Here is a 24,785-nt window from a genome sequence, read left to right on the forward strand (position 1 = left end):
TATTGGCACCCCTTGTATGTGTTTTTGTGGTTATTAACATCTTACAATAAAGTGCCAATCATGGGCCTTTTTTATGAAATTTTATTAGTGTTGCACTTAATATTACAATTCGTCATGTAGAAATAATGAAATGAAAGGAGAAAGAAATATGTCTGTCATGCGTATAGCGACATTTATCATTAGTGTGTTTATTGTGGGTATGGTTGAAATGATGGTCGCTGGAATTATGAATTTAATGAGCGATGACTTAGGTGTTTCAGAAGCGATTATCGGGCAACTGGTTACACTTTACGCATTAACCTTCGCCATATGTGGACCTATACTGGTTAAATTAACGAATCGATTTCCTGCACGTCCCGTTCTTTTGTGGACTTTAGTGGCCTTTGTCGTAGGGAATGGTATTATCGCCATTGCACCTAACTTTACGATTCTAGTCATTGGACGAATATTATCTTCAGCTGCAGCATCCTTAATTATCGTTAAAGTCTTAGCATTAACGGCTATGCTGACAATACCTAAGAATAGAGGTAAGATGATTGGCGTAGTTTATACTGGATTTAGTGGGGCCAATGTCTTTGGTGTGCCAATTGGTACGATGATTGGTGACTGGGTTGGCTGGCGTTTTACGTTCGTATTTATTATTGTTATCAGTCTTATTGCCGGCTTATTAATGTTGAAATATCTTCCTACAACTACAGAACTTAATCAAGCCAATCGAATGTATAATAACGTTTCTGAAGATAATCAAGTCACATCTCATATTGTTCGACCAATTGAAATCGTTAAGTTTCTAGCGATTACATTACTTATTTTAATTGCCAATTCAGTGACATTTGTATTTATCAATCCACTTATTTTGGAAAATGGTCATACCATGGGCTATGTATCATTAGCGCTACTCGTTAATGGTGTTGCCGGTGTTGTTGGTACATCAATGGGTGGTGTACTCGCTGATAAATTAACAAGTAAACGTTGGTTAATCATTGCGTTTACTGTGTTTATTGTAGTGATGCTTGCCATTAATTTAGTATTGTCAACAACGGTGTTATTACTCGTAGCGCTCTTTATTTGGAATATCGTACAATGGAGTACCAATCCAGCAATACAAAGTGGTATCATCGAACATGTTGAAGGTGACACAAGTCAAGTGATGAGTTGGAATATGTCTTGTCTCAATGCAGGTATTGGTATAGGTGGTATTATCGGTGGCCTTGTTGTATCAAATACGAATGTTGAAGCGGTCACATTTGTCAGTGCCTTTATTGGCTTACTAGGACTTATCATCGTGCTTACATTGAAAAATGTTCATTATGCCAAAAACTAAGCGTATCTTATGATTGAATAGGGAAGAGGCTGAGACATAAATAATAAGATAATGCTACTTTGTGAATTCACAATAGCTGACTGAACTAAGAAGACATTTTAAGCAAGCTGGGAGCGAGTCCAGGACAAAAATAATATAATGAAGCTATTTTGCAAATTCGCAGTAGCTGACTGAACTGAGAAGGCGCTTAATTCAAGCTTTTCTCAGTTCTAGTCATCCTTGCGGGGGTGGGACAACGAATTTATTAAGAATTCTGTCCCACTCCCTCTCCTTTTTTAATTATTGTATATGTGTGGTTCTGTGTGATCGATTGAATAGGGTGCGTAGGGCATGGTACCTGTTGTGGCATAATGAACGATGTCATTTATCATACGTTTGCTTAATTCGATATCAGAAGTGTGCAATTTGATGTTATGCGCCTTAAGTATAGCCATCTTACCAAACCAAAAGACGACGTCTAAAATATGATAGGCACTTGCGAAATCAACATATTCAGGTCGAGCCCAATCAAATCGTAATAACCAACGATGCGGATTCTCACGCATTTGGTGTAACAAGTTAAGTGTCGGTTTTTTAAAATATAACGCTGTCACAACTTCAGCTTGTTGTTGACCCGTTTGAACATGATTAAAATCAACGTTGATATGATTCAATTTCATCACATTCACAAAACGCTGTGGCTCAAGTTTACGTGATTCATTACGGATATAACAATCACCTTCATCCTTTGTATAGCCTAACACAACAGGTTTATTAAACTGAGCAAGTGGACGGCACATCGTTGTCTCGTTAATCGGTTGATATATTAATTCTAAGCCTTTGGATTTGCCACGTGCTTGTTCATCATATGCCATTAACTGTAGCAATGCGTGCGTGTCTAAATCGTATATGCTTTTTCCGGAAAAGTGCTGTTGAATTAAGGCATCGAAGTGTTTAGCTTTGTGCACACCTGTTTCTACGGAATCTAGCTGTAATACGCCACTTAATAACATGACTTGGTGGTAATAGTGATCCATTTGCGGTTGCTGCATTAAAGCTTGAATACTCATACTGCCTGCGGATTGTCCGCATAATGTGACATTGTTAGGATCGCCATCAAAGTATTCAATAAAGTGTGCAACCCATTTTAATAACGCAATCTGATCAGATAGGCCGTTATTTTTATCATACTGCGGATTAAAATAAGACCAATCCAGAAAGCCTAATGCACCTAATCGATAGTTAAACGTAATTACAATGACATCATGTTGGGCAACAATATGTTCTGGCGTATATAATTCGGCCGAACCATGACCATTTACAAAGCCACCACCATAAAAATAAATGATAACAGGTTTCTTAGATTTACCAGACGATTGACGCCAAATATTTAAATATAAACAATCTTCATCCTGTTTGAATGTATGTTGCTTAGATGAAAAGAATGTTTCTAACTTATTGTACGGTTGTGGTGGGATGGCTCTAAAGCGCGTTGCATCAACTAACGTATCATAGCTATATCGTGGGCTAGCATGTTTGAAACGGCGATTACCAATCGGCGGCTGTGCATAAGGAATACCTAGAAATTGTTCTATATTATGATGTGTTATCCCTTGAAAAGAACCAGTTGTTGTATTAATCGTTACCACTAAATCATCACCTACACTTATGAATTAATTTAACTATACCATGACGTAAGAATGTAAAAACAGATTGGGATAATGAAATTAAAATTTGTGCTATATCATATTAAAAAGCGTCTGGGGCACCATTCGTATAGAAATAGCCAGTAAATGCGTTTTAACAAATTCATTTACTGGCTTCTTTATTTACAATGGAGTACTAAAAAAATAAGACACTCTCGTGTAATTTAATAAACATTACTAAACTAAATTAACGAGGTGCCTTATATATAAACATTGTAGCATGACTCAACTTCTATATTATTTCAATAGAAAATGTCTTTTTTACTTATCCAGGAACGCTATGTTCCGGACATGGTCAGATTAATTATTCTGTTGTTCAGCTTCTTTTCTATCAGCTTCTTGTTGTTCAGCTTCCATTGTATCTTCTTTCATTTGTTTATTGATTTTCTTAGCGCGTTTATAATAAACACTCTTGAAGTGGCTTGTAATACCAATTCTATAAAAGACAAGTGCTAACACGATAATAACTAAGAAATCATAAGGATAATGAATAAAGTTCATACCTTTAAACTCTTTACTACCGATAAATGACATACAAGCCAATAGGATTAAGTATACGATAATCCACATACTACCGCCGATTTGTTTTTTAGTGTTTTTCCAATTCATTTTATATTCATAGAAGAAATAAATTGGTAATCCTAAAATAATGATGAAAATAACTTCGGCAGTTGTTGGCCACATTGCCCAATAAATGGCTAATGACGCAAGTACAAAGGATAATGGTGCCATCACTTTTAACATAGCGCCTCGGAATGGACGATGCAATTTAGGTCCCATTTCACGTAATGACATGACGGTTGTTGGACCTGTTAAGTAAGCGACTAATGTTGCTGTTGAAATAACGGCAGCAAGTACGCCCCAATCACGGAATAATGTAACCATGACCATACTGATGATGGCATTAAATACGATAGCTACTCGTGGAATATTATACGTTGTGTTAATTTTACCTAAGAATTTAGGAATATGACCATTACGTTCCATCGCGTTTAATACACGACCAGTAATCGCAACGAATGATACGCCAGTTCCGAATGGTGACACAACTGCTTCGATGTATAGCAAGATCGCTAACCAGTTAATGCCTAATAGGATTGCCATATCTGCGAATGGTGAATTGAAGTTAATACCACTCCAACCGTGTTCGCTAATCATTGATTGTGGCATTGATGTAATAAATGTGCTTTGTAGTATGATGTACAAAATGGCACTTAATGTTAAAGAAATGGCAATACCACGTGCAATATTCTTTTCAGGGTTCTTAATTTCTGATCCCATATTAATGATGGTTTGGAATGCATTAAATGAGAAGATAATCCCTGATGTTGTTGTTGCTGCAAAGATAGGTGCACTACCATACGGCATAAATTCGCCTATAGAAGAACCGTAATTGCTTGTGTCGAAACCTGAAAGCATTAACATAATAATTGTTAATAACGGTACACCTAATTTGAAGAACGAAATTAAACTTGTGAATGATGTTAATAATTTAACAGACCAATAGTTTAATAATGAAAAAATAATGATAATGACGTACACGGCGAATAAACCTGTCGTACTAATTGAGCCATTATGCATTAATGCAGAAGTTGGTTTCGCCCAATCCCATGGCCATGAACTGATATATTGAACAGCAGACACAGCTTCAATAGGAATGATTGTAACTAATGATACCCAGTTTGCCCATGCGGCAATAAAGCCTAGCAATGAGCCGTGTGAATATTGAGCATAGTTACTCATACCACCAGATTGAGGGAACATTGTTCCTATTTCGATATAGTTATAAGAAATCGTTCCTATAACGATAAACCCGATAATCCAAGATAATATGGCTGCAGGACCAGCTGCAGAAGAAGCTTCCCATGCACCAAATAACCAGCCTGAACCAATTAAACTTCCTAATCCTAACAAAACAAGTTGGACCAGATTGATTTTACCTTCGTTATTATTTTGTCCCATAAATACTCCTTTATGTTATTTTAATATTCATCAAAAATGATACGTTATAATTATACGCTTATCATTTCATTAGTCAATTTATGATTTTGTAAATTTACAAATGATTGTGTTATAAATAGTTATTGATTGACTTAAATAATATAATGATTGTATTGTTATCAAACTAACGATATGGGGTGACTAAAGTGTCAGAGAAACAATCCGATAAATAGGTGTTAGCTTTTCTTGAAAAGGAGAGTCAGTGGCAAGAAGCTTATCAATATTTAAGAAATTTAATCTTTAATGAGTCAGAATTAGAAGAAACATATAAATGGATGCATCCGACTTATACAATTAATGATAAAAATGTTATTACGATCCATGGTTTTAAGCATTATGTAGCCTTATTGTTTCATAAAGGTGCAATTTTAGAAGATAAATATAAATCGTTAATTCAGCAAACAGAGCGTGTTCAAGCAGCAAGACAATTACGTTTTGAAACATTAGATGAGATTAAACTGCGTCGAGACGAAATTTTATATTATATTGATGAAGCCATTAAAACAGAAAAAGCGGGCAAGAAAGTTGAAATGAAGAAGACAGAAGACTATGAAATGCCTGAAGAATTACAACAAGCATTTAATGATGATCCAAAATTAGAAGAGGCATTTTATCAATTAACACCTGGCAGACAACACCAGTACATGTATCACATTTCACAAGCGAAACGTAGCCAAACAAGACAAAATAGAGTTGAAAAGTATATCGACCATATTCTTGAAGGTAAAGGCATGTACGATAAATAAAAAGAGAATAAAAAAAGATCGGGACATAATGTGTTTTAAGATTACCGTCAAACGACGTCTTAAAAAGTAGGATTATCGGCAGAGACACTCACGATTCGACAAAATTTGAAAAAATTTTACTCGTCATTCGGTTCTGCTCAAATCCTCAACACTTATGTCCCGATTTCTCTTCAATTAGCCATTTAATTTAACTAAAATTTTAGCTTGTGATTTATCATTTACTAATTGTTCGAATCCTGATTGAACAATATGTTCTAATTCGATTTCATCTGTTACGACGCTCTTAACGTCTAAGCTTCCGTTCGCAATTAAATCAATTGTTTGTTGGAATGTCGTAGGTGAGTAAGCAATTGTAGATGTCAATTGAACACCTGAGTTAGTTAATAACATTGGGTCGAAATCAACTGCATGTGCAAAGATTGATACGATAACAACAGTACCTCTTGGACGTGTTACTTGAATTGATTGAGATAATGTTACACCAACACCAGCAACTTCAAATGTTACATCTACACCGTTGTCAGTATGTTCATTAATAAAGTCTACAGGATTTGTGTTACCAGAATTGACTACGTGAGTCGCACCGACTTCTTTCGCTTTCGCTAGGCGTTCTTCAGATAAATCAAATACAAAGATTTTACTTGCTCCAGCTGCTTTAGCTGCAACAATTGTTAATAAACCAATTGGGCCAGCGCCAAATACTGCAACTGTATCTCCAAATAATAATTTACCTTCTTTAACTGCTTGAACCGCAACGGCTGTTGGTTCAACTAATGCACCTTCTTTATCTGATACGCTTTCAGGTAATGCATAGACATTCTCTTCTGGTGCATTTGTAAATTCAGCAAAGCCACCGTCAGAACCTAAACCGATAAATGAATAGCCGTCATATAAATCAACGCTTTCATCTTTCTCATGTTTAGATACAGTTGGGTTAACAACGACGCGATCGCCTTTTTTATATTTTGTAACGTCTTTACCAACTTCTTCAACAACGCCTGAGAACTCATGTCCTAAAGTAACAGGTGCTTTTTGTCCAAGTAGTGGATCAGGTTTATCTGTAGAGATGAAGACTGGTCCTTCTAAGTATTCATGTAAATCAGTTCCGCAAATGCCGGCCCATGATACTTTTACTTTTACTTCGTTGTCTTTTAATTGCTTAGGTTCACGATCTTCCACGCGAACATCTTTTTGACCATACCATACTGCTGCTTTCATTATTACAACATCCCTTCAATAAATACTTATTACACCTATAGACTAATACTATTGATATTAGAATGCAATTTTGAATCCAGCTTTAAATGATTTATTTGAATAAATATGACAATTTGATGAATTTTATTGTAGGCAACTTTATTTTTAAATATTTTTTATCACAATCACGCTTGAATAAAACTTAAAAAATTGCAATTGTGAACATTTTTAATCATTTTATATAAAAAATGTTTCAAAAAATTATATAGGGTATATAAAAATTAAAGATGGAAAACGCTCGAATGATATTCCAATTGAATTTATTAAAATTTTATGAAGCAAAGGCCGTGTGGCTCTTGTTTAACTTATTACGTATTTGTTTAACAATGGGACTACTGGCCTTTTGTATTTTGAGCTTTTTTATCTTGCAACAATAGGGAGGAGCAATCTAATGACGCTAAGTATTAAGAACTTAACAAAGATTTATGCTGGCAATAAAAAAGCTGTAGATAATATTTCATTAGATATTGAATCAGGTGAATTTATTGCGTTTATTGGGACAAGTGGTAGTGGGAAAACGACTGCTTTACGAATGATCAATAGAATGATTGAAGCTACTGATGGGACAATTGAAATGAATGGCAAGAATGTTCGAAATATGAATCCAGTTGAATTACGTCGTAGCATTGGGTATGTGATTCAACAAATTGGATTGATGCCACATATGACTATACGAGAAAATATCGTGTTAGTACCAAAGTTGCTTAAATGGTCTAAAGAAAAGAAAGATGCTAAAGCGAAAGAGTTAATTAAACTTGTAGATTTACCTGAAGATTATTTAGATCGCTATCCATCTGAGTTATCAGGTGGTCAACAACAACGTATTGGTGTTGTGCGTGCATTAGCCGCTGAACAAGATATCATCTTAATGGACGAGCCTTTTGGTGCATTAGATCCGATTACTAGAGATACGTTACAAGATTTAGTTAAAGACCTTCAGAAAAAGTTAGGAAAAACATTTATCTTCGTTACACATGATATGGACGAAGCAATTAAACTCGCAGACCGAATTTGTATTATGTCTAAAGGGAAAGTTGTGCAGTACGATACACCAGATAATATTCTTAGAAATCCAGCGAATGATTTCGTAAAAGAATTTATTGGTCAAAATAGATTAATTCAAGATCGTCCAAATATGAGAACCGTTGAAGATGCAATGATTAAACCAGTCACTGTTAACGCAAATGACACATTGAATGATGCGGTCAATATTATGAGACAGAGACGTGTAGATACGATATTTGTTGTAAATAACCATCAACATTTACTTGGATTTTTAGATATTGAAGATATCAATCAAGGCTTACGCCAACGTAAAGAATTAATTGATACGATGCAGCGTGATGTTTATAAAGTACATATTGATTCTAAATTACAAGACTCTGTACGTACGATACTTAAACGAAATGTAAGAAACGTACCGGTTGTAGATAATGATAATGCACTCATTGGTCTGATTACACGTGCAAATCTCGTTGACATTGTTTATGACTCTATTTGGGGTGAACAAGATGACGAGATGATTTTATCTGATACACATATGAATGCCGTTGAACGTGAAAATGAGTTAGGAAATATCAATAAAAAAGAACAAGCACAAGAAAGACCTCATGACGCGACGTCTAAACAGCAAGATGTCACAGACAGATTAGACACACATGATGTGAAGGATTCTGACCAATCAGGAGTTGATCGCTAATGCGCCAATTTTTCCAAGAATATGGAAGCCAACTCGTATCAAAAACGATTGAACACTTCTACATATCTATCATCGCGCTGTTAATTGCGATTGTAGTTGCGGTACCATTAGGCATTCTATTATCTAAGACTAAGCGTACTGCAAATGTAGTGTTAACGATTGCGGGTGTGCTTCAAACAATACCGACGTTAGCCGTATTAGCCATTATGATTCCAATCTTTGGTGTAGGTAAGACGCCAGCGATTGTCGCATTATTCATTTATGTATTATTACCCATTTTAAATAACACTGTCCTAGGTGTACAAAATATTGATAAGAATATCATACAAGCTGGAACAAGTATGGGTATGACGAAGATGCAGTTAATGAAAGATGTTGAATTACCTTTAGCCTTACCACTTATCATTAGTGGGATACGTTTATCTAGTGTTTACGTTATTAGTTGGGCAACATTAGCAAGTTATGTTGGTGCAGGTGGACTAGGTGATTTAGTCTTTAACGGCTTGAATTTATATCAACCGCCAATGATTATAAGTGCTGCCATTCTAGTAACATGTCTCGCATTACTTGTAGATTTCATACTTTCTTTAATTGAAAAGTGGGCTGTGCCTAAAGGGTTAAAAGTATCTAGATAAATACAAAGGGAGGATTTTAAAATTATGAAAAAGCTTAAATTGACTTTCATACTTCTTGCAATGTCTCTCATCGTATTATCTGGATGTAGCTTATCAGGATTAGGCGATGGTGACGGGAAAGATAGTGTGAAAATTACTGCCACAGAAACAAGTGAAACGAAAATTATGGCAAACATTGAAAAGTTAATGATAGAACATTATACAAACGGCAAAATTAAACCTACAATTGTTGGTAACTTAGGATCAAGTATTATTCAACATAATGCCTTACAACGTGGAGATGTGAATATGTCTTCAGTTCGATATACAGGTACTGAATTAACAAGTGTACTGGATGCACCACCAACCAAAGATACGAAAAAAGCAATGTCAGAGTCACAAAGATTATTTAAAGAAAAATACAATCAAAAATATTATGACTCATTTGGATTTGAAAATACGTATGCATTTATGGTGACCAAAGACGTTGCTGAGAAATACAATTTAGAAAAAGTATCTGACTTAGAAAAATATAAAGATGACTTACGTCTAGGTATGGATACACAATGGATGAACCGTGCTGGCGATGGCTACCCAGCTTTCCAAAAAGAATATGGATTCAAATTTGCGAGTGCGCGTCCAATGCAAATTGGTTTAGTGTACGATGCGTTAAAAAATAAAAAATTAGACGTGGCAGTTGGTTATTCAACAGATGGACGTATTGCGGCGTATGATTTAAAAATTTTAAAAGACGATCGTAAATTCTTCCCACCTTATGATGGAAGTCCATTGGCAACTGAAAAATTGATTAAAGATCATCCTGAAATTGATAAAGCATTGAAAAAATTACAGGGACAAATTAGTACGAAAGAAATGCAAAAACTAAATTATGAAGCGGATGGCAAAGGGAAAGAACCAGCCGTTATTGCAGAAGAATATGTGAAAAAACATAACTATTTTGAAGATGATAGTAAGAAAGGTGGTCAAAAATAATGAAAGGTAACTTGTTAAGCTCGCTTTATGAATACTATACCTTGAACTTTGGCTATCTCATGGAACTCTTTTTCAAGCATTTATTAATGTCTATTTATGGTGTTTTATTTGCTTGTATTATTGGTATTCCGATAGGGATTTTAATTTCAAGATATACGAAATTGTCATGGCCTATCATTACTATTGCGAATATTATTCAAACTGTACCAGCAATTGCAATGTTAGCAATACTCATGTTGGCGCTTGGATTAGGACCTAACACAGTAGTGTTTGCAGTATTCTTATATGCGTTACTTCCGATTATTAAGAATACGTACACAGGTATCACTGAAGTGGACTACAATATTAAAGATGCAGGTAAAGGCATGGGTATGACTAAAAATCAGGTTATGCGCATGATTGAGTTGCCATTGTCCTTATCCGTTATTATCGGCGGTATTCGTATTGCTCTAGTAGTAGCGATAGGTATTGTGGCCATTGGCTCATTTATTGGGGCATCAACATTAGGAGATATCATCATCCGTGGTACAAACTCTACTGACGGTACTGTATATATCCTTGCAGGTGCCATTCCAATAGCATTAATCGCGATTATTATCGATCTAGGATTACGTTTCTTAGAAAAGAAACTTGATCCAACGAATAAAAATAAAAAACGCGAGAATCAAGTACAAAGTATCAATTAATGATGCTCACCACATACAGTAATACTTTGATTTCAATCATTAGAAGTATTGACGTAAGTGTGTGAACACGGAATAAGTGAGTTCGCAATAGTAATTTGGAATAAACAGAAAAGGGAGTGGAACAGAAATAAAATTTTTCAAAATTTATTTCGTTGTACCACCCCGGCAAGGTTGACTAGAATTAAAAAAAGCTTGTTACAAGTGCATTTTTAATTCAGTCAACTACTGTCAAGATATAAAGAAAGCCTGAGACATCAATTTTTGTCCCAGGCTTTCTTTATATCTAGAATAAGATTGACGCTAATGGTGGAACGATGACAACGATAATGACACCAACGATAACTACGGCAATACTGCCCATAGACTCTTCAGTTTCACCAAGTTCTTTAGCTGCAGCTACACCCAATGTGTGACCACTTGTACCAAGTGCTAAGCCACGTGCGATTGGATTTGATATTTTAAACCACTTAACAATTTTAGTACCTAATGCAGAAATGACAACCGCATTAAGGATGACTGCTAATGATGTTAGCTCTTTGACACCACCAATACCTTCAGATACTGGAAGGGCAATGGCTGTTGTAGCAGCCTGTGGTAACATTGAAGCACTGATTTGATCTCCTAAACGGAATACAGTAGCTACTAAGTATATTAAAATTAATGCGATTAACGTACCAATTGCGATTCCACCAAAAATTTGTAACCAATATTTTTTGAGGACATCACGTTTTTTATATAAAGGGATAGCAAAACTAATGGTTGCTGGTTCTAAGAAGAAGTTAATAATATCCCCACCAATTTTATAATGTTCATAACTAATGCCTGTTACTTTTAAGAATACAATTCCCGCAACCATAGCTACGAATAGCGGTGCTAATAAGAAGAAACCATTCGTTTTTTTATAAAAATATTGTGCAATAACAAATGGTATTAATGAAACTAAGATACCAAAATAAGGTGTTGTTATACCTAAATGCTCTACCATTAGTTACCCTCCCCAAGTTTAGTTTGTTCGTTTTGTTCTTTAGATGGGAACAATGTTTTTGTTACGAATAATTGTGATACAAATCCGATACATATTAGTAATAATAATGTTGAAATAATGATTAATAATAATATTAAAATTGGATGTTGGCTTAGTATTGGTAAAGAATTGATAACAGAAATTCCAGCCGGCACGAATAAGAAGCTAATGCTATTCGTTAATGCTGTACCCACATCTTCAACTTGGTCTAGTTTAACAATACCAGTGCATAATAGGATGAATAGTAAAACAAGTCCTATAACTGATGCTGGCATTGGAAATGGTATGAAACTTTCAATGATTTTCGAAATAAATAATACGATAGCAATGGTTAATGCTTGCTGAAAGAAATTATACGTTTTCGTCAACTTATGATTACTTTTGCGTGCATTACTTTGTGATTGTTCATTTGCCATATTTTAACGCTCCCTTTCTCTTTCCCTTACAAACAGGATATTATGAAAACGTTTACTTTTGTGTCTTTTGGCAGTGACTTGCAAAAATTCGTATGTGAGTTGCATCATATTCAACTTGAAAATCAAAAGAATGAATCAACAATAAATGTATGTGATTCAAACAATAAAAAAAGTATTTAACCATGGATGAAGTAAGACCTAGAACGTCATCTTGACTTCATCAGATTAAATACTAATGCTATGAATATGTTTAATAATGGATATTTTAAATTTATATTAGGCAAGTCCTATTTCATGTTTAAAGGTCTTCATAAATGAACGACTGACTTGAAACTTATCGCCTGATGACATAGTGACTTGATAAGTATAATTGAACCAATGCTCAACACTATCAATATGCATTTTATTAATGATAGTGGCGCGATGAATTTTAATAAATAGATGACTTGGCAATTTCTTTTCATAGTAATTTAATGGTTCAGTTGTTTGATACGTGCGCTGTGTTGTATTAATGGTTGTGATACCATTGTTGACAGAAACGGCTGTGATGTCATCGATTCGAATCACGTAGATGCGTTCGTTCATTTCGATGGGTAATACCGTCTGATCACCATTATGACTGTCATCCGTTTGCAACGATGGTGTTGGAGATTCGATCGTTGTTTGACTAACTCCTTGTTTATTGGACGACGCCTGCTTAACTTTATTTACTGCTTGTTCGATACGCTCGAGTTCAAACGGTTTAAGGATATAATCTATTGCATCAAGTTCAAAGGCTTTAACTGCGAATGTGTCATGTGCTGTTGCGAAAATAATTTGTGGGGGATGTTTCATTTTTTTGATTTTTTGTGCTAAATCAATACCACTTTCATCCATAAGATTAATATCTAAAAAGACTAAATCATAGGTTTCAGATAAAAGTTTTTCTAATGTTTCTTCAATATTTTCTGCCTCATCAATAACGTTAAATCCTGAGATTTCATTGAGTAAATAATGAAGCTCATTGCGAGCTAATGGTTCATCATCAACAATTAACGTCTTCACTTAAATATCCTCCTTTATGACATGTGTTGGTATATGGCAACTTACCGTGGTTCCTAGTTCGGTTGAATCAAACTGTAATCCTGCTGTTGTACCGTACAATCCAATTAAACGTCTGTTTAAATTTTCTAAGGCACTTCCTGTTCCTGTCTCTGAGTCAACACTCATTTGTCCGATTAATGGTAACTTATGATCTTCAATTCCATTACCATTATCACGAACCATTAATGTTAATACGTCGTCATCATAGTGTGCATGCACATCAATGATGTTATCTTTTCGGCGATGTTTAAAGGCATGCTTAATCGCATTTTCAACCAAGATTTGAATAATGAAAGGTGGGATAAGCACATGATGACAAGCTGCATCAATGTGATATTTAATCGTAAAGCGATCAGGGAATCGAGCTTGTTCTAATGCTAAATAGGCCTCTACTTGTTGTAACTCTTTATCTAATGTAATGGTGTTATTACGAGCGCCTTGTAGATTGGATCTAAAGAATTGACTCAATTGTAATAATAACTTTCTAGCCTTTTCACTATCAATACGTACGAGTGCTGAAATCGTATTAATCGCATTAAAGAAGAAGTGGGGATTAACTTGTGCTTGTAGCGACTTGATTTCAGCATCTTTTAATAGTTTACTCTGCATTTCCGCTTGCCCCAATTCTAATTGACTTGAAAAGATGTCAGCTAAACCACGTGCCAGTTGTTTCGTTGATGTCGTGTTGTCATATTCATTAGTGAAATAAAATTTTAATGTTCCAACGACTTCTTGGTTGGTCATTAAAGGGATAACGATCGCAGATTCTAAAGCACAATTCGGGTTATGGCATCCGATTTCTTCTTTGGAATGAGCTTCTTTTAATTGTCCTGTTTGGATAACTTCCTTAGATAAATCGGTAATAATGGCCTTTTTAGCAACGTGATGGTCACTGGCGGCACCAACATGTGTTAAAATATCTTTTCTATTTGTGATGGCGACTGCCGATACATTCATTAATTTCAGAATAATTTCAGCAACTGGACGTGCAGACTGTGCCGTTAAACCGGATCTGAAATAAGGTAATGTTTTATTGGCTATTTCAAAGACATCATGGGTTTGAATCGCACGTGTTTGCTCTTCTTGCTTCAATGTTGAAAGGATAATGGATAAGAAGATAGCTGTTCCAATACTGTTAATCAAAATCATAGGTAATGCAATAAATTGAACAAGCGACCATGCAGCAGTTGTATCATTGGCAAAAATCAGAATACATGCCATTTGAATGGCTTCGTTTAATGCGCCAATTAAAGCACCCATTAAGACAGTTGGATAAGTATAACGACGCATCGTACGGTAACCATAAAATCCCGATATGAGTGCGATAATGATAGATGAAATAAGGTAGGTATACGCATTTGCACCACCGATATAAAGGCGAAATAGCCCTGATACAATACCGACAATAATTGCTACGAAAGGACCACCAATTAAACCTGACATCCCAATTGTTAATACACGTGTATTTGCCATAGAAGCATCGTCGTTAAGGTGGTAATAAATATTACTAGATACAATATGTCCATTTTCAATTTCAATGCCAGTGAAATTTGAAGTGATAGCAAATAGGACGAATAATATAGTCAATTGCCATTGAGAACGTAATTTGTCGCGTTCGCCCATCATCGTTTTAAAGTGATTAATATTCATTAATATATAAGCAATAATAATAATTAACCCTACACGTTCAAGCAATAATATAAATAAATTAAACATTGTAAGCACCTATTCATTGTAGTTTCAGTTAAAATACTTGTTCTTTCTTTAATTATAATATGGATAATTTTAACTTAATAGTTTAAAATTAAAAGTTATAATTTATAGGTATCTAATAATTGGTTTATTGCGCTTTTGAGTATGTTGTGAAAAATAATTATTGAAAAAATTAGAGTATTTTATTAAGTCATTTCTTCTTAATTATGATAAGGTTTTCAATATAAACTAATTTCTTAAGTGAGTGTTGTATCTTTCATAAGCGAACGTCAGATGATGTAAGGCAGGATACGCATGTTAATAAATTATAGGAATAGGGAACTTATTAAATAGTGCTACATAAAATATATGACACTCAAAGAAATGATTTACGATGAGGTAAATCCACTTGAGTAGATTAGTTTTAGGGTAATTTAGGAGGAATTTTTCGAGATGGAGTCTTCAAAACAATTTAGGGGAGATAATAAATTACTAATTGGTATTATCATTGGCGTACTAACGTTCTGGTTATTTGCACAATCATTAGTTAACGTTGTACCAACGTTGCAATCATCATTTAATACAGACATGGGTACGATTAATATTGCCATTAGTTTAACAGCATTATTCTCTGGATTATTTATCGTAGGTGCAGGGGATATTGCAGACAAATTAGGTCGAGTGAAAATGACATACATCGGCTTAGCATTAAATGTTATTGGATCATTGTGTTTAATCATTGCACCTGTCGCATGGCTACTATTAGTAGGTCGTGCGTTACAAGGTTTATCTGGTGCTTTAATTATGCCGTCAACACTTGCGATCATTAATGAATATTACATAGGAAAAGAAAGACAACGCGCTGTAAGTTACTGGTCTATAGGTTCTTGGGGCGGTAGTGGTATTTGTTCATTATTTGGTGGCTTTATGGCCTCAACCATTGGTTGGCAGTGGATTTTTATTGTTTCAATTGCACTTTCAATTTTAGCCTTTTTCTTAATTAAACATACACCCGAGACTAAAGTTGAACCTAGTGAAAACGAAACTAAAGCTAAATTTGACGTGACTGGTTTAATATTATTAGTTATCACACTTTTAAGTGTTAACGTAATGGTTACGCAAGCTGCAGATCGTGGATTGTTCTCACCAATGATTTTATCACTTGGCGTTGTATTTATTGTTGCAGGTATTTTATTTATCATAAGAGAATTGAAAACGGAAAATCCACTTGTTGATTTTCATATTTTCAAAAATAAAGGCTATAGTGGTGCGACATTATCAAACTTCATGTTAAACGGTGTCGCTGGTGGTACACTTATTGTTGTTAATACGTATTATCAAAGTCAATTAGGCTTTAGTTCATTACAAGCAGGATTAATCTCAATCACGTACCTTGTAGCCGTGCTTATCATGATTCGTGTCGGTGAGAAATTATTACAAAAACTAGGTGCTAAAAAGCCGTTATTAGTAGGTAGTGGTTTCTCATTCTTAGGACTATTACTATTATCGTTAACATTCTTACCAGATATTGCTTATATTATTTCAAGTATTATAGGTTACTTATTATTTGGTATTGGTTTAGGTACTTATGCGACACCTTCTACAGATACCGCAGTTGCGGAAGCACCTGACGATAAAGTAGGGGTGGCATCGGGATTATATAAAATGGCATCATCTTTAGGTAACGCGTTTGGTGTTGCGATGTCTAGTACTATCTTTGGATTTGGCGCATCATTCATGAATTTACAATTAGGTGGCGCTGCTGGTGTGTTATTTAATGCTGGTATTGCCTTAACCGCATTTATAGTTATCTTGATATTAGTACCGAAGAAACTTAGTACAAATTAATTGTGACAGTTCGTTTTATCAATATATTAAAGCGTTTATACTTCATTAACATACCGAACTCAAATTGAGTTCGGTATGTTTTTATAAATGAAATGTGATTCACGATTAATTATCTAAAAATTACGAATATTGCGTTTATGATATTGACGCTTAATCACTAAAGTAGTATTTTAAAAACATCATTAGAAAAAGGAGTCATGACTTATGAAAATAGCAATTGCAGGTTCTGGTGCATTAGGAAGCGGATTTGGTGCGATGTTATATCGCCAAGGGTATGATGTAACATTAATCGATGGATGGGAGCCACAAGCGACAGCAGTCAAACAAGATGGGTTACATATAGATATTAATGGTGAAGCACATCATCTTAAAATGACGATGTATCCACATAATGCTATTCCACAGGATGCACAATTTGATGTTATCTTTTTATTCACTAAAGCGATGCAGTTGCAAGATATGTTGACGCACATTAAAGCACACATTCATGACAAGACGATTATGGTTTGTACGATGAATGGTTTGAAGCACGAACGTTTAATTAAGCAATATGTGAATGAAGCGCGTATCGTACGTGGTGTTACGACATGGACTGCCGGCCTAGAGTCTCCAGGACATACACATTTAATGGGTGCAGGGCCAGTTGAAATCGGTGCGCTCGTACCTGAAGGTCAAGCTAATGTTGACGTAGTATATGATCTCTTAGCACAATCAGGTCTTAACCCACATAAAAGTGAGCATTTACAACAGTCTATTTGGAAGAAGATTTGTGTCAATGGAACTGCAAATGCGCTTTGTACAATTTTAGAGTGTCGCTTATCTAATTTAAATGAGAGTGATTATGCGAAACAACTTATTTATAAAATAACGCAAGAAATTGTACAAGTTGCAACGGTAGATGGTGTGCATTTAAACGGTGATGAAGTTTACCATTATCTTATTGACTTAAATGAGAAGGTAGGTCCTCATTATCCATCTATGTATCAAGACTTGATTAATAATAATCGTCTAACAGAAATTGATTATATTAACGGCGCGGTAGCTCAACTAGGTAAAGAAAATCATATTGATGCCCCAGTTAACCAATTTGTAGCCAATATGGTCCATGCGAAAGAGCAACAACGACATGCCGAATAGTGTGCTGTTATATACGTTTGATAATAGATAGGTCAACAATTAAGGCGATGTTATGAGGTTAATTTAATATGGATATATTTTGAAGCGAGATTACGAGCGTAGGACGATGAATTTAAAGCATTGTCCTGTGCCACACCTTGCTTTTTTAAATCGAAGCATTATATCTTTGTCATAAAAAGTGATACGCTTAATCCTTATTGAAACATGAATGATTATAAAGTAGTTGTAAACGGGTAGAAGAAGATTAAGTGAATGTGAAGGAGCTGTTATTAGAATGAATCGTTCAACGCAACGTATTATCGTTACAACGATTGTAGGTGGATTACTCAGTGGTGCAGTTAAGATTGGTTGGGAAGCGCTTGTCCCACCTAGAACACCAGAACGTGAGCAAGAAACGCCACCTATGACATTATTGAATCAGCTAGGATTACCAGACTCAATAAAGAACGCAACATATCATTATAACGGCAACGATATTCCAGTAACAGTTATGGGGATTCATTATGGCTTCTCTGTAGCAAACGCGTTTGCATATGGCTTATTAGCTGAACGATTCCCAACTATTACAGCTTTAAAAGGTTCGTTATTTGGCATTGCGATTCATATTGCATTTCATGAATATCTTTTGCCAAAATTGTCATTGACGCCACAGGTTAAAGATTTACCATATGAGGAACGACTTTCAGAGCTGTTTGGTCATATCGTATGGATGAATACAATCGATATGATTAGAGATTCAAGTAAGTAGTAACATTAAGTTATTCATTTTTAAAAAGAGAAATAGAAAGGTGCGTATAAAAATGACTAAAATATTTATTACAGGTGCCACAGGATTAATTGGAACACGTTTAACACAACGTTTGATTGAAGAAGGCTATGAAGTAGCTGGATTTACAACATCTGAGAAGGGTAAAGCGAAATTAGAAGGATTAGGTGCCAAAGCGTATATTGGCGATATCTTAAAAGCAGATACCATCGATGCAGCAGTGGGTGACTTCCGTCCGGATATTATTATTAATCAAATTACAGATTTAAAAAATGTCGACATGGCCGCAAACACGAAAGTACGTGTAGAAGGTGGTAAAAATCTAACGGACGCTGCGCTGAAGTATGATGTTAAAAAAGTGGTGGCACAAAGTATCGGCTTTATGTATGAACCTGGTGAAGGTCTTGCGACTGAAGAAACACCACTAGACAATCATTCAGATGGAGATAGAAAAATTACAGTAGACGGTGTGGTTGGACTAGAAAAAGAAACGGCACGTATGGATCACTATGTTGTACTTCGCTTTGGATGGTTATACGGACCAGGGACATGGTACGGTAAAGACGGTATGATTTATAATCAATTTAAAAACGGTGAAGTAACATTATCAGATGGTGTTACATCATTTATTCATTTAGATGATGCTGTTGAAGTATCTATTCAGGCGATGAATTTTGATAATGGTATTTATAATGTGGCAGATGACGCGCCAGTAAAAGGATCAGAATTTGCAGAATGGTATGCGAAAGAAGCTGGTGTTGATCCTAAAGTCACTATCCAACCAGCACAACCATTTGAACGCGGTATTAAAAATGACAAGTTTAAAGCACAGGGTGGTACATTGATCTATAATACGTGGAAAGATGGCATGCACCCATTAAAATAAATTATTAGTAAAAACAAGGGAGTGGGACAGAATTCTTTTGAATTCGTCGTCCACTCCCAGCTTGCTTTGTTTGTAGAATTTCTTAGTGAAATTCTCTTTGTTGGGGCCCGCCCGCAAGGGTGACTAGAACTGAGAAAAGCTTGATTTAAGCGCCTTCTCAGTTCTAGTCAGCTACTGCGAATTTGCAATTAGCTTAGAACAGTGCTTGTTGTATTGATGGAACGTCTTTATTACTTTAAGCCTTATCATCGTTAGTCTTATTTTGACGTTTTTGCTCAATTTGTCGTTTGAGTTGTTCACCTGCTGCTTTACCCACTTTTGCATAATGGCTATGTGCAAAATGCATTTGAATAATTAAAAATGTTGCACTGACTGCCCAATATAAACTTAGTGCAGAAGCGGATTGTAGTGACGCATATATTATAAATAATGGTGATAGCACCATCATGACATAATAAGTGCGACGTTCTTCCTTTGGATAATGCATGGCATTGACTAGCGGTTGAATGAAATAAAGTAAGGCCGCAATAAAGGTCATAATTAAATCCGTATGCATTAAGTTGAACCATAAAAAGTGAGGGTGCTCGATAATCCCGCCACTTGTTGGATATTTAATACATGCGTATAAACCTAATAAGATTGGGATTTGAATTAATATTGGTAATGTGCCAATAAGGCTTTTGAATGGATTAATACCATAGTCGTTGTACTTTTTCATCAATAGCTTATTAGCCGCAGTACGTTCTTCTTGTGTTTCCGCGTTCTTAAGTTTATCTTGTAGTTTCTCAATTTCAGGTTTAACGACTTGCGTTTTTCCACGCATCATGTGGATATTCTTTACTTGGATAAACATCAACGGCATTAATACAAGTCGGATGAGAAGCACAATCATAATAATAGCTAATCCATAATTTTCATGGAATGTACGACCTAAGAAGTGAAGTAACATATCCATTGGCTTAACAAATATCGTATAAAAGAACCCATGTTGATCTTCTTTATGAGAATAGTCACATCCAGCCAATAATATGACGATACTCATTAAGAATAAGGAACATTTTTTTCTCATGTCTAATCTCCTATGTGCTTGAGGTCTTTAATAATCTTAGTCTTTAATACATTTAGCTTAACATATTCGCTCGTTAATCATAGCAGTTTATCGCAATTTTATGATTTTGACGCTTTTGATACGGTTATTATTTTTAAAAGCATGAAAGCATAAAGACTCGTTAATAATGTGATAACACTTAATAAACAAATTTTAGCTGATATCGGTAGCCAAGACATTATAAACTGCCAATCAGAACCATTGAGTAACAATGAAGGTAATACATGTAATAAGCCTAAAACGAATATAAAGATAACAGAAAGTAAGCACATGCGATATTGAGTATTGCGATGATTGATACGCAATTGAATTGGGCGGTGGTGAATGATGTGACGATATACACCTATTAAAATGACTACAATAGCCATCCAAATAACAATTGAGATGACAGTAATCACAATTTGGTGCTGAAGAATATCATGTTGAATTGTGTCAACGTGTTGGCCCTGGCTTAATTGTGTATTTAAATGTTTCGCAAGTGTTGGAATGTGATCAGAATAAGCATTTGCGAGAATAACAATGCCATAGTCTTTCTTAGGATTTAAAAAAATATAAGATGAGTAGTTCTCAAGTGTACCCGGATGATAGATAAGTGTCTCTTGATTTTGACGAGTAACAAACCAACCAGTTGCATATTTGGAATGATCATCATCATGTGTTTGTACTTTAGGTTTGTGTGTCGCTTCTACTAACGCTTTCAAATGTTTCGGTGGATGAAGTTGAAATTTTATCCAAGGTTGCAAGTCATTCGTGCTAGCCATCAAATAAGCTGACGGGTTATCACCAATGTTAAATGTTGGGTGATCTGCGTAGGGTGTGCGATGTTTAATATCGTAACCTTGTGCATCATGCGCACCTTTATGATTATTCTCTTTAGTAGAAATATGAGACATATTTAAAGGGTTGAAAATGTGTTCACGCATGTAAGTTGAATAGGGAGAGTGAGATACATTTTGAACAATTAACCCCAAAATATTGTAGTTCATATTCGAATATTCAAATTGTTCTCCTGGTCGATGGTTTAATGAACGACCATTAATACTTTTCACAATGCCTTCTAAATCATTAGTCTTTTTAGTAATACGATCATTATTAGTTATATCTCCTGGAATCCCACTTGTTTGAGCAATTAACTGGTTAATGGTGATGTCTACCTTTTTTCCTTTATAAGTCATATGAAAATTAGGAATGTATTGACTGATGTGATCATTTAATTGAATTTTACCTTCGTTGACAAGTTGCATAATAGCGTAGCCTGTCATTGCCTTGGAATTCGAAGCAATTTCGAAACGCGTATTAGGTGTTACTTTATGTTTATTTTCGATGTTTGCATAGCCGTAGCCTTTATTAAGTAATACTTTATTATCTTTAATCATTAACACTGAGACACCCGGTATATGACCATCGTCCATCTCACTTTTAACCATGTTATCTATATAATCTTGAGAAGTAGGACTGAACATTGAATACGTCGGGTGCCATTTCATTATAATCGAACAGATAAGTAAGATAACAATTAATACGATGCTACTGAAAAGTATGATCTTTTTCATTTTATTTCCTCTATTTTATGATTTGAGTAGTGAACAATTTACTATGTTAACGAGATTAGTATAGCAAGTTTTTGTTTAAATTGCTCTTAAATCTCTGTCATAGATTGTTTGCTATTTATTTTTCAAATAAATAATGGGTAAAATTCAACTAAATATTGCTGTAAAATGTAACTAATATAGTAAAAAAATAACATTAAAATTGTAGGAATAGCTATACTTTTCATCAAAATGGGAGTATATTTTATCCATTGAATTTGAATATAAAGAGGTAAAGAGTATTATGTTCACTCAATTTAAAAGACTTTTAATTGGTAAACCTAAAAGAAATCGCGATTTGAAGAACGAGAAAATCAGTAATTTCAAGGCTTTAGCAATACTTTCTTCTGATGCATTGTCTTCAGTAGCTTATGGTCCAGAGCAGATTTTGATTACACTAGCAGTAGTTGGTGCAGTGGCATCTTGGTATACGTTACCAATAGCATGTGGTGTATTAATACTGTTAGCGGCTTTAATCTTATCTTACCGCCAAGTCATTTATGCCTATCCTAAAGGTGGCGGGGCGTATATGGTTTCTAAGACAAACTTAGGAGAAAAATGGGGACTCGTAGCAGGAGGTTCATTACTTGTTGATTATATATTAACTGTAGCGGTAAGTATTTCTTCAGGCGCAGATGCGTTTGTAGCCGCCTTTCCATCGCTATATCATCATAAAGTATTGATTGCATGTTTACTCGTGCTATTTATTTTAATTATGAATTTACGTGGTTTGACAGAATCGGCTACAGTATTGTCATATCCAGTTTATTTATTCATTATAGGGTTAATAATTATGATTGTTGTAGGTGTATGGAAAGTTGCAACTGGCCAAGCTGAGCCACATATGCATGCAACAGTAGGGACAGCTGTACCAGGTGTGACATTATTCTTGTTACTTAAAGCATTCTCATCAGGTGCCTCATCTTTAACCGGTGTAGAAGCCATATCTAATGCGGTAACGAATTTCAAAGATCCTGGTCCTAAAAATGCGGTTAAAACGTTAATCGCAATGGGAAGTATCCTGGCATTTCTATTAGTAGGTATTGTCGGTTTAGCCTACTGGTATGGTGTTATGCCTGAAACGGAAACAACTGTACTATCACAATTAGCTATGAACATTCTAGGACACAATGCCGGTTACTATTTTGTTCAAGCAACAACAGTAATGATTTTAGTTTTAGCAGCGAATACAGGGTTTACTGCATTCCCAATGCTTGCAGCAAGTATGGCCAAAGATAAATATATGCCACGTATGTTTAGTGTGCGTGGAGATCGATTAGGCTATTCAAACTCTATTATTACTTTAGGTGTAGGGGCAATTTTACTTATCATTATTTTTGATGGTAAAACTGAGAACTTGATTCCACTCTATGCTGTAGGTGTATTTATACCGTTCACATTAGCACAATATGGTATGGTGCTTAAATGGGTCAGAGGAAGAGAGAAAGGCTGGTCTCGTAAACTGATAGCCAATGCGATAGGTGGAACAATCACATTTATCGTATTTATGATTTTCTTAATCACTAAATTTAATCATGTATGGCCAATATTAATCTTTTTACCTTTGATTGTAATTGTATTTTTACGAATCAAAGGGCATTACAAAGATATTGCTAAACAATTGAAATCAACTGCTATGGTACAAGATATGCCTATCGTTGATAAAAACTTGGCGTTTGTTCCAGTCAGTACGATTACGTCAGCCATTGATAAATCTGTATATTACGCTCAAATGATTGCTGATGATGTTATCGCAGTGCATGTTTCATTTGGTGATGAAGCAGATAAATGCTTTGCTGAAAAATGGGAACGTCACTTTCCAGATGTACGTTTAGTCATTTTGCATTCGGAATATCGAAGTGTTATTAGACCCATCTCACGCTTTATTGATAAAATTAATAAAAAAGCGAATGATAAAAATTATGTCATTACTGTTGTGGTACCACAGTTTATTACAAAAAAATCTTGGCATAATTTCTTACACAATCAAACGAGTATTAGATTAAAAATGCATTTGTTCTATCAAAAGAATGTTATTTTAGCCACAGTACCGTTTAAATTGCATAAATAAGATGAAAACCATAAGAAAGGGAGTGGGACAGAATTCTTTTAAATTCGTCGTCCCACCCCCGCAAGGATGACTAGAACTGAGAAAAGCTTGATTTAAGCGCCTTCTCAGTTCAGTCAGCTACTGCGAATTTGCAAAATAGCTTCATTATATTATTTATGTC

At 35.0% G+C, this 24,785-nt stretch carries 20 protein-coding genes; 11 read left to right on the forward strand and 9 right to left on the reverse strand.

Features of this window, described 5'->3' with window-relative positions; all coding sequences use genetic code 11:
* Positions 1-148: 148 nt before the first annotated feature.
* Positions 149-1,324, forward strand: a complete 1,176-nt coding sequence (locus tag KA858_RS03230) for an MFS transporter (protein ID WP_210135007.1) — start codon at positions 149-151, stop codon at positions 1,322-1,324.
* A 275-nt stretch (positions 1,325-1,599) separates the two neighbouring features.
* Here the strand turns inward: KA858_RS03230 and KA858_RS03235 are convergent, their stop codons facing one another.
* A complete protein-coding gene (locus KA858_RS03235) occupies positions 1,600-2,952 on the reverse strand; it encodes a carboxylesterase family protein (protein WP_210135008.1) in 1,353 nt (450 codons plus the stop codon).
* A 357-nt stretch (positions 2,953-3,309) separates the two neighbouring features.
* Positions 3,310-4,971 (reverse strand): APC family permease, encoded by a 1,662-nt coding sequence (locus KA858_RS03240; protein ID WP_070854694.1) that lies wholly within the window; start codon positions 4,969-4,971, stop codon positions 3,310-3,312.
* A 212-nt stretch (positions 4,972-5,183) separates the two neighbouring features.
* Here KA858_RS03240 and KA858_RS03245 point away from each other — a divergent pair, with 212 nt between their 5' ends.
* A complete protein-coding gene (locus tag KA858_RS03245) occupies positions 5,184-5,756 on the forward strand; it encodes a YdeI/OmpD-associated family protein (protein ID WP_348634751.1) in 573 nt (190 codons plus the stop codon).
* Between the two features lie 174 nt (positions 5,757-5,930).
* Here the strand turns inward: KA858_RS03245 and KA858_RS03250 are convergent, their stop codons facing one another.
* Positions 5,931-6,974 (reverse strand): 2,3-butanediol dehydrogenase, encoded by a 1,044-nt coding sequence (locus KA858_RS03250; protein WP_053028744.1) that lies wholly within the window; start codon positions 6,972-6,974, stop codon positions 5,931-5,933.
* Between the two features lie 430 nt (positions 6,975-7,404).
* On the opposite strand from KA858_RS03250, the gene KA858_RS03255 reads away from it, so the two are divergent.
* Genes KA858_RS03255 through KA858_RS03270 form a run of 4 tightly spaced genes read left to right on the forward strand, consistent with a single transcriptional unit; the run spans position 7,405 to position 11,005 of the window.
* Entirely contained in the window at positions 7,405-8,712 is a 1,308-nt protein-coding gene (locus tag KA858_RS03255; RefSeq protein WP_193838988.1) for a betaine/proline/choline family ABC transporter ATP-binding protein, read from the forward strand.
* Positions 8,712-9,347: an ABC transporter permease gene (locus KA858_RS03260; RefSeq protein WP_037535693.1), complete on the forward strand. Its 636-nt coding sequence runs from the start codon at positions 8,712-8,714 to the stop codon at positions 9,345-9,347. The genes KA858_RS03255 and KA858_RS03260 overlap by 1 nt, the downstream gene beginning before the upstream one ends.
* Positions 9,348-9,371: 24 nt before the next feature.
* Positions 9,372-10,319 carry an osmoprotectant ABC transporter substrate-binding protein gene (locus tag KA858_RS03265; protein WP_210135009.1) on the forward strand — a complete coding sequence of 316 codons (948 nt, stop codon included), beginning with the start codon at positions 9,372-9,374 and terminating at the stop codon, positions 10,317-10,319.
* Positions 10,319-11,005 carry an ABC transporter permease gene (locus KA858_RS03270; protein WP_107629068.1) on the forward strand — a complete coding sequence of 229 codons (687 nt, stop codon included), beginning with the start codon at positions 10,319-10,321 and terminating at the stop codon, positions 11,003-11,005. The genes KA858_RS03265 and KA858_RS03270 overlap by 1 nt, the downstream gene beginning before the upstream one ends.
* A 283-nt stretch (positions 11,006-11,288) precedes the next feature.
* Here KA858_RS03270 and lrgB read toward each other — a convergent pair whose 3' ends face one another.
* The 4 genes from lrgB to KA858_RS03290 all read right to left on the reverse strand — a co-directional run bounded on the left by lrgB (position 11,289) and on the right by KA858_RS03290 (position 15,244).
* The gene (gene lrgB / locus KA858_RS03275) at positions 11,289-11,990 is read right to left on the reverse strand and encodes an antiholin-like protein LrgB (RefSeq protein WP_053028739.1); all 702 of its coding nucleotides are present in this window, start codon (positions 11,988-11,990) and stop codon (positions 11,289-11,291) included.
* A complete protein-coding gene (gene lrgA, locus KA858_RS03280) occupies positions 11,990-12,445 on the reverse strand; it encodes an antiholin-like murein hydrolase modulator LrgA (RefSeq protein WP_210135010.1) in 456 nt (151 codons plus the stop codon). Before lrgA ends, lrgB begins: the two co-directional genes overlap by 1 nt.
* Before the next feature lie 276 nt (positions 12,446-12,721).
* Entirely contained in the window at positions 12,722-13,489 is a 768-nt protein-coding gene (locus KA858_RS03285; protein WP_210135011.1) for a response regulator transcription factor LytR, read from the reverse strand.
* The gene (locus KA858_RS03290) at positions 13,490-15,244 is read right to left on the reverse strand and encodes a sensor histidine kinase (RefSeq protein ID WP_210135012.1); all 1,755 of its coding nucleotides are present in this window, start codon (positions 15,242-15,244) and stop codon (positions 13,490-13,492) included.
* 429 nt (positions 15,245-15,673) lie between these two features.
* Between KA858_RS03290 and KA858_RS03295 the strand changes: the two genes are divergently transcribed.
* From KA858_RS03295 to KA858_RS03310, 4 genes are all read left to right on the forward strand, one after another.
* Positions 15,674-17,068 (forward strand): MFS transporter, encoded by a 1,395-nt coding sequence (locus KA858_RS03295; RefSeq protein WP_053028735.1) that lies wholly within the window; start codon positions 15,674-15,676, stop codon positions 17,066-17,068.
* Between the two features lie 204 nt (positions 17,069-17,272).
* Positions 17,273-18,205 (forward strand): 2-dehydropantoate 2-reductase, encoded by a 933-nt coding sequence (locus KA858_RS03300; protein WP_107629063.1) that lies wholly within the window; start codon positions 17,273-17,275, stop codon positions 18,203-18,205.
* Positions 18,206-18,479: 274 nt separating this feature from the next.
* Positions 18,480-18,953 (forward strand): DUF1440 domain-containing protein, encoded by a 474-nt coding sequence (locus KA858_RS03305; RefSeq protein WP_053028733.1) that lies wholly within the window; start codon positions 18,480-18,482, stop codon positions 18,951-18,953.
* Positions 18,954-19,005: 52 nt separating this feature from the next.
* Positions 19,006-19,857 (forward strand): NAD-dependent epimerase/dehydratase family protein, encoded by an 852-nt coding sequence (locus KA858_RS03310; RefSeq protein ID WP_210135013.1) that lies wholly within the window; start codon positions 19,006-19,008, stop codon positions 19,855-19,857.
* Positions 19,858-20,092: 235 nt separating this feature from the next.
* Here KA858_RS03310 and yidC read toward each other — a convergent pair whose 3' ends face one another.
* Both yidC and KA858_RS03320 read right to left on the reverse strand, forming a co-directional pair.
* Positions 20,093-20,926, reverse strand: a complete 834-nt coding sequence (gene yidC, locus KA858_RS03315) for a membrane protein insertase YidC (RefSeq protein ID WP_204193492.1) — start codon at positions 20,924-20,926, stop codon at positions 20,093-20,095.
* Between the two features lie 98 nt (positions 20,927-21,024).
* Positions 21,025-22,518 carry a serine hydrolase domain-containing protein gene (locus tag KA858_RS03320; protein WP_210135014.1) on the reverse strand — a complete coding sequence of 498 codons (1,494 nt, stop codon included), beginning with the start codon at positions 22,516-22,518 and terminating at the stop codon, positions 21,025-21,027.
* Positions 22,519-22,798: 280 nt separating this feature from the next.
* On the opposite strand from KA858_RS03320, the gene KA858_RS03325 reads away from it, so the two are divergent.
* Positions 22,799-24,625 (forward strand): APC family permease, encoded by a 1,827-nt coding sequence (locus tag KA858_RS03325; RefSeq protein ID WP_210135015.1) that lies wholly within the window; start codon positions 22,799-22,801, stop codon positions 24,623-24,625.
* Positions 24,626-24,785: the final 160 nt, after the last annotated feature.

It is taken from the genome of Staphylococcus sp. GDX8P80P (genome assembly GCF_017893095.1).
GTDB lineage: Bacteria > Bacillota > Bacilli > Staphylococcales > Staphylococcaceae > Staphylococcus > Staphylococcus borealis.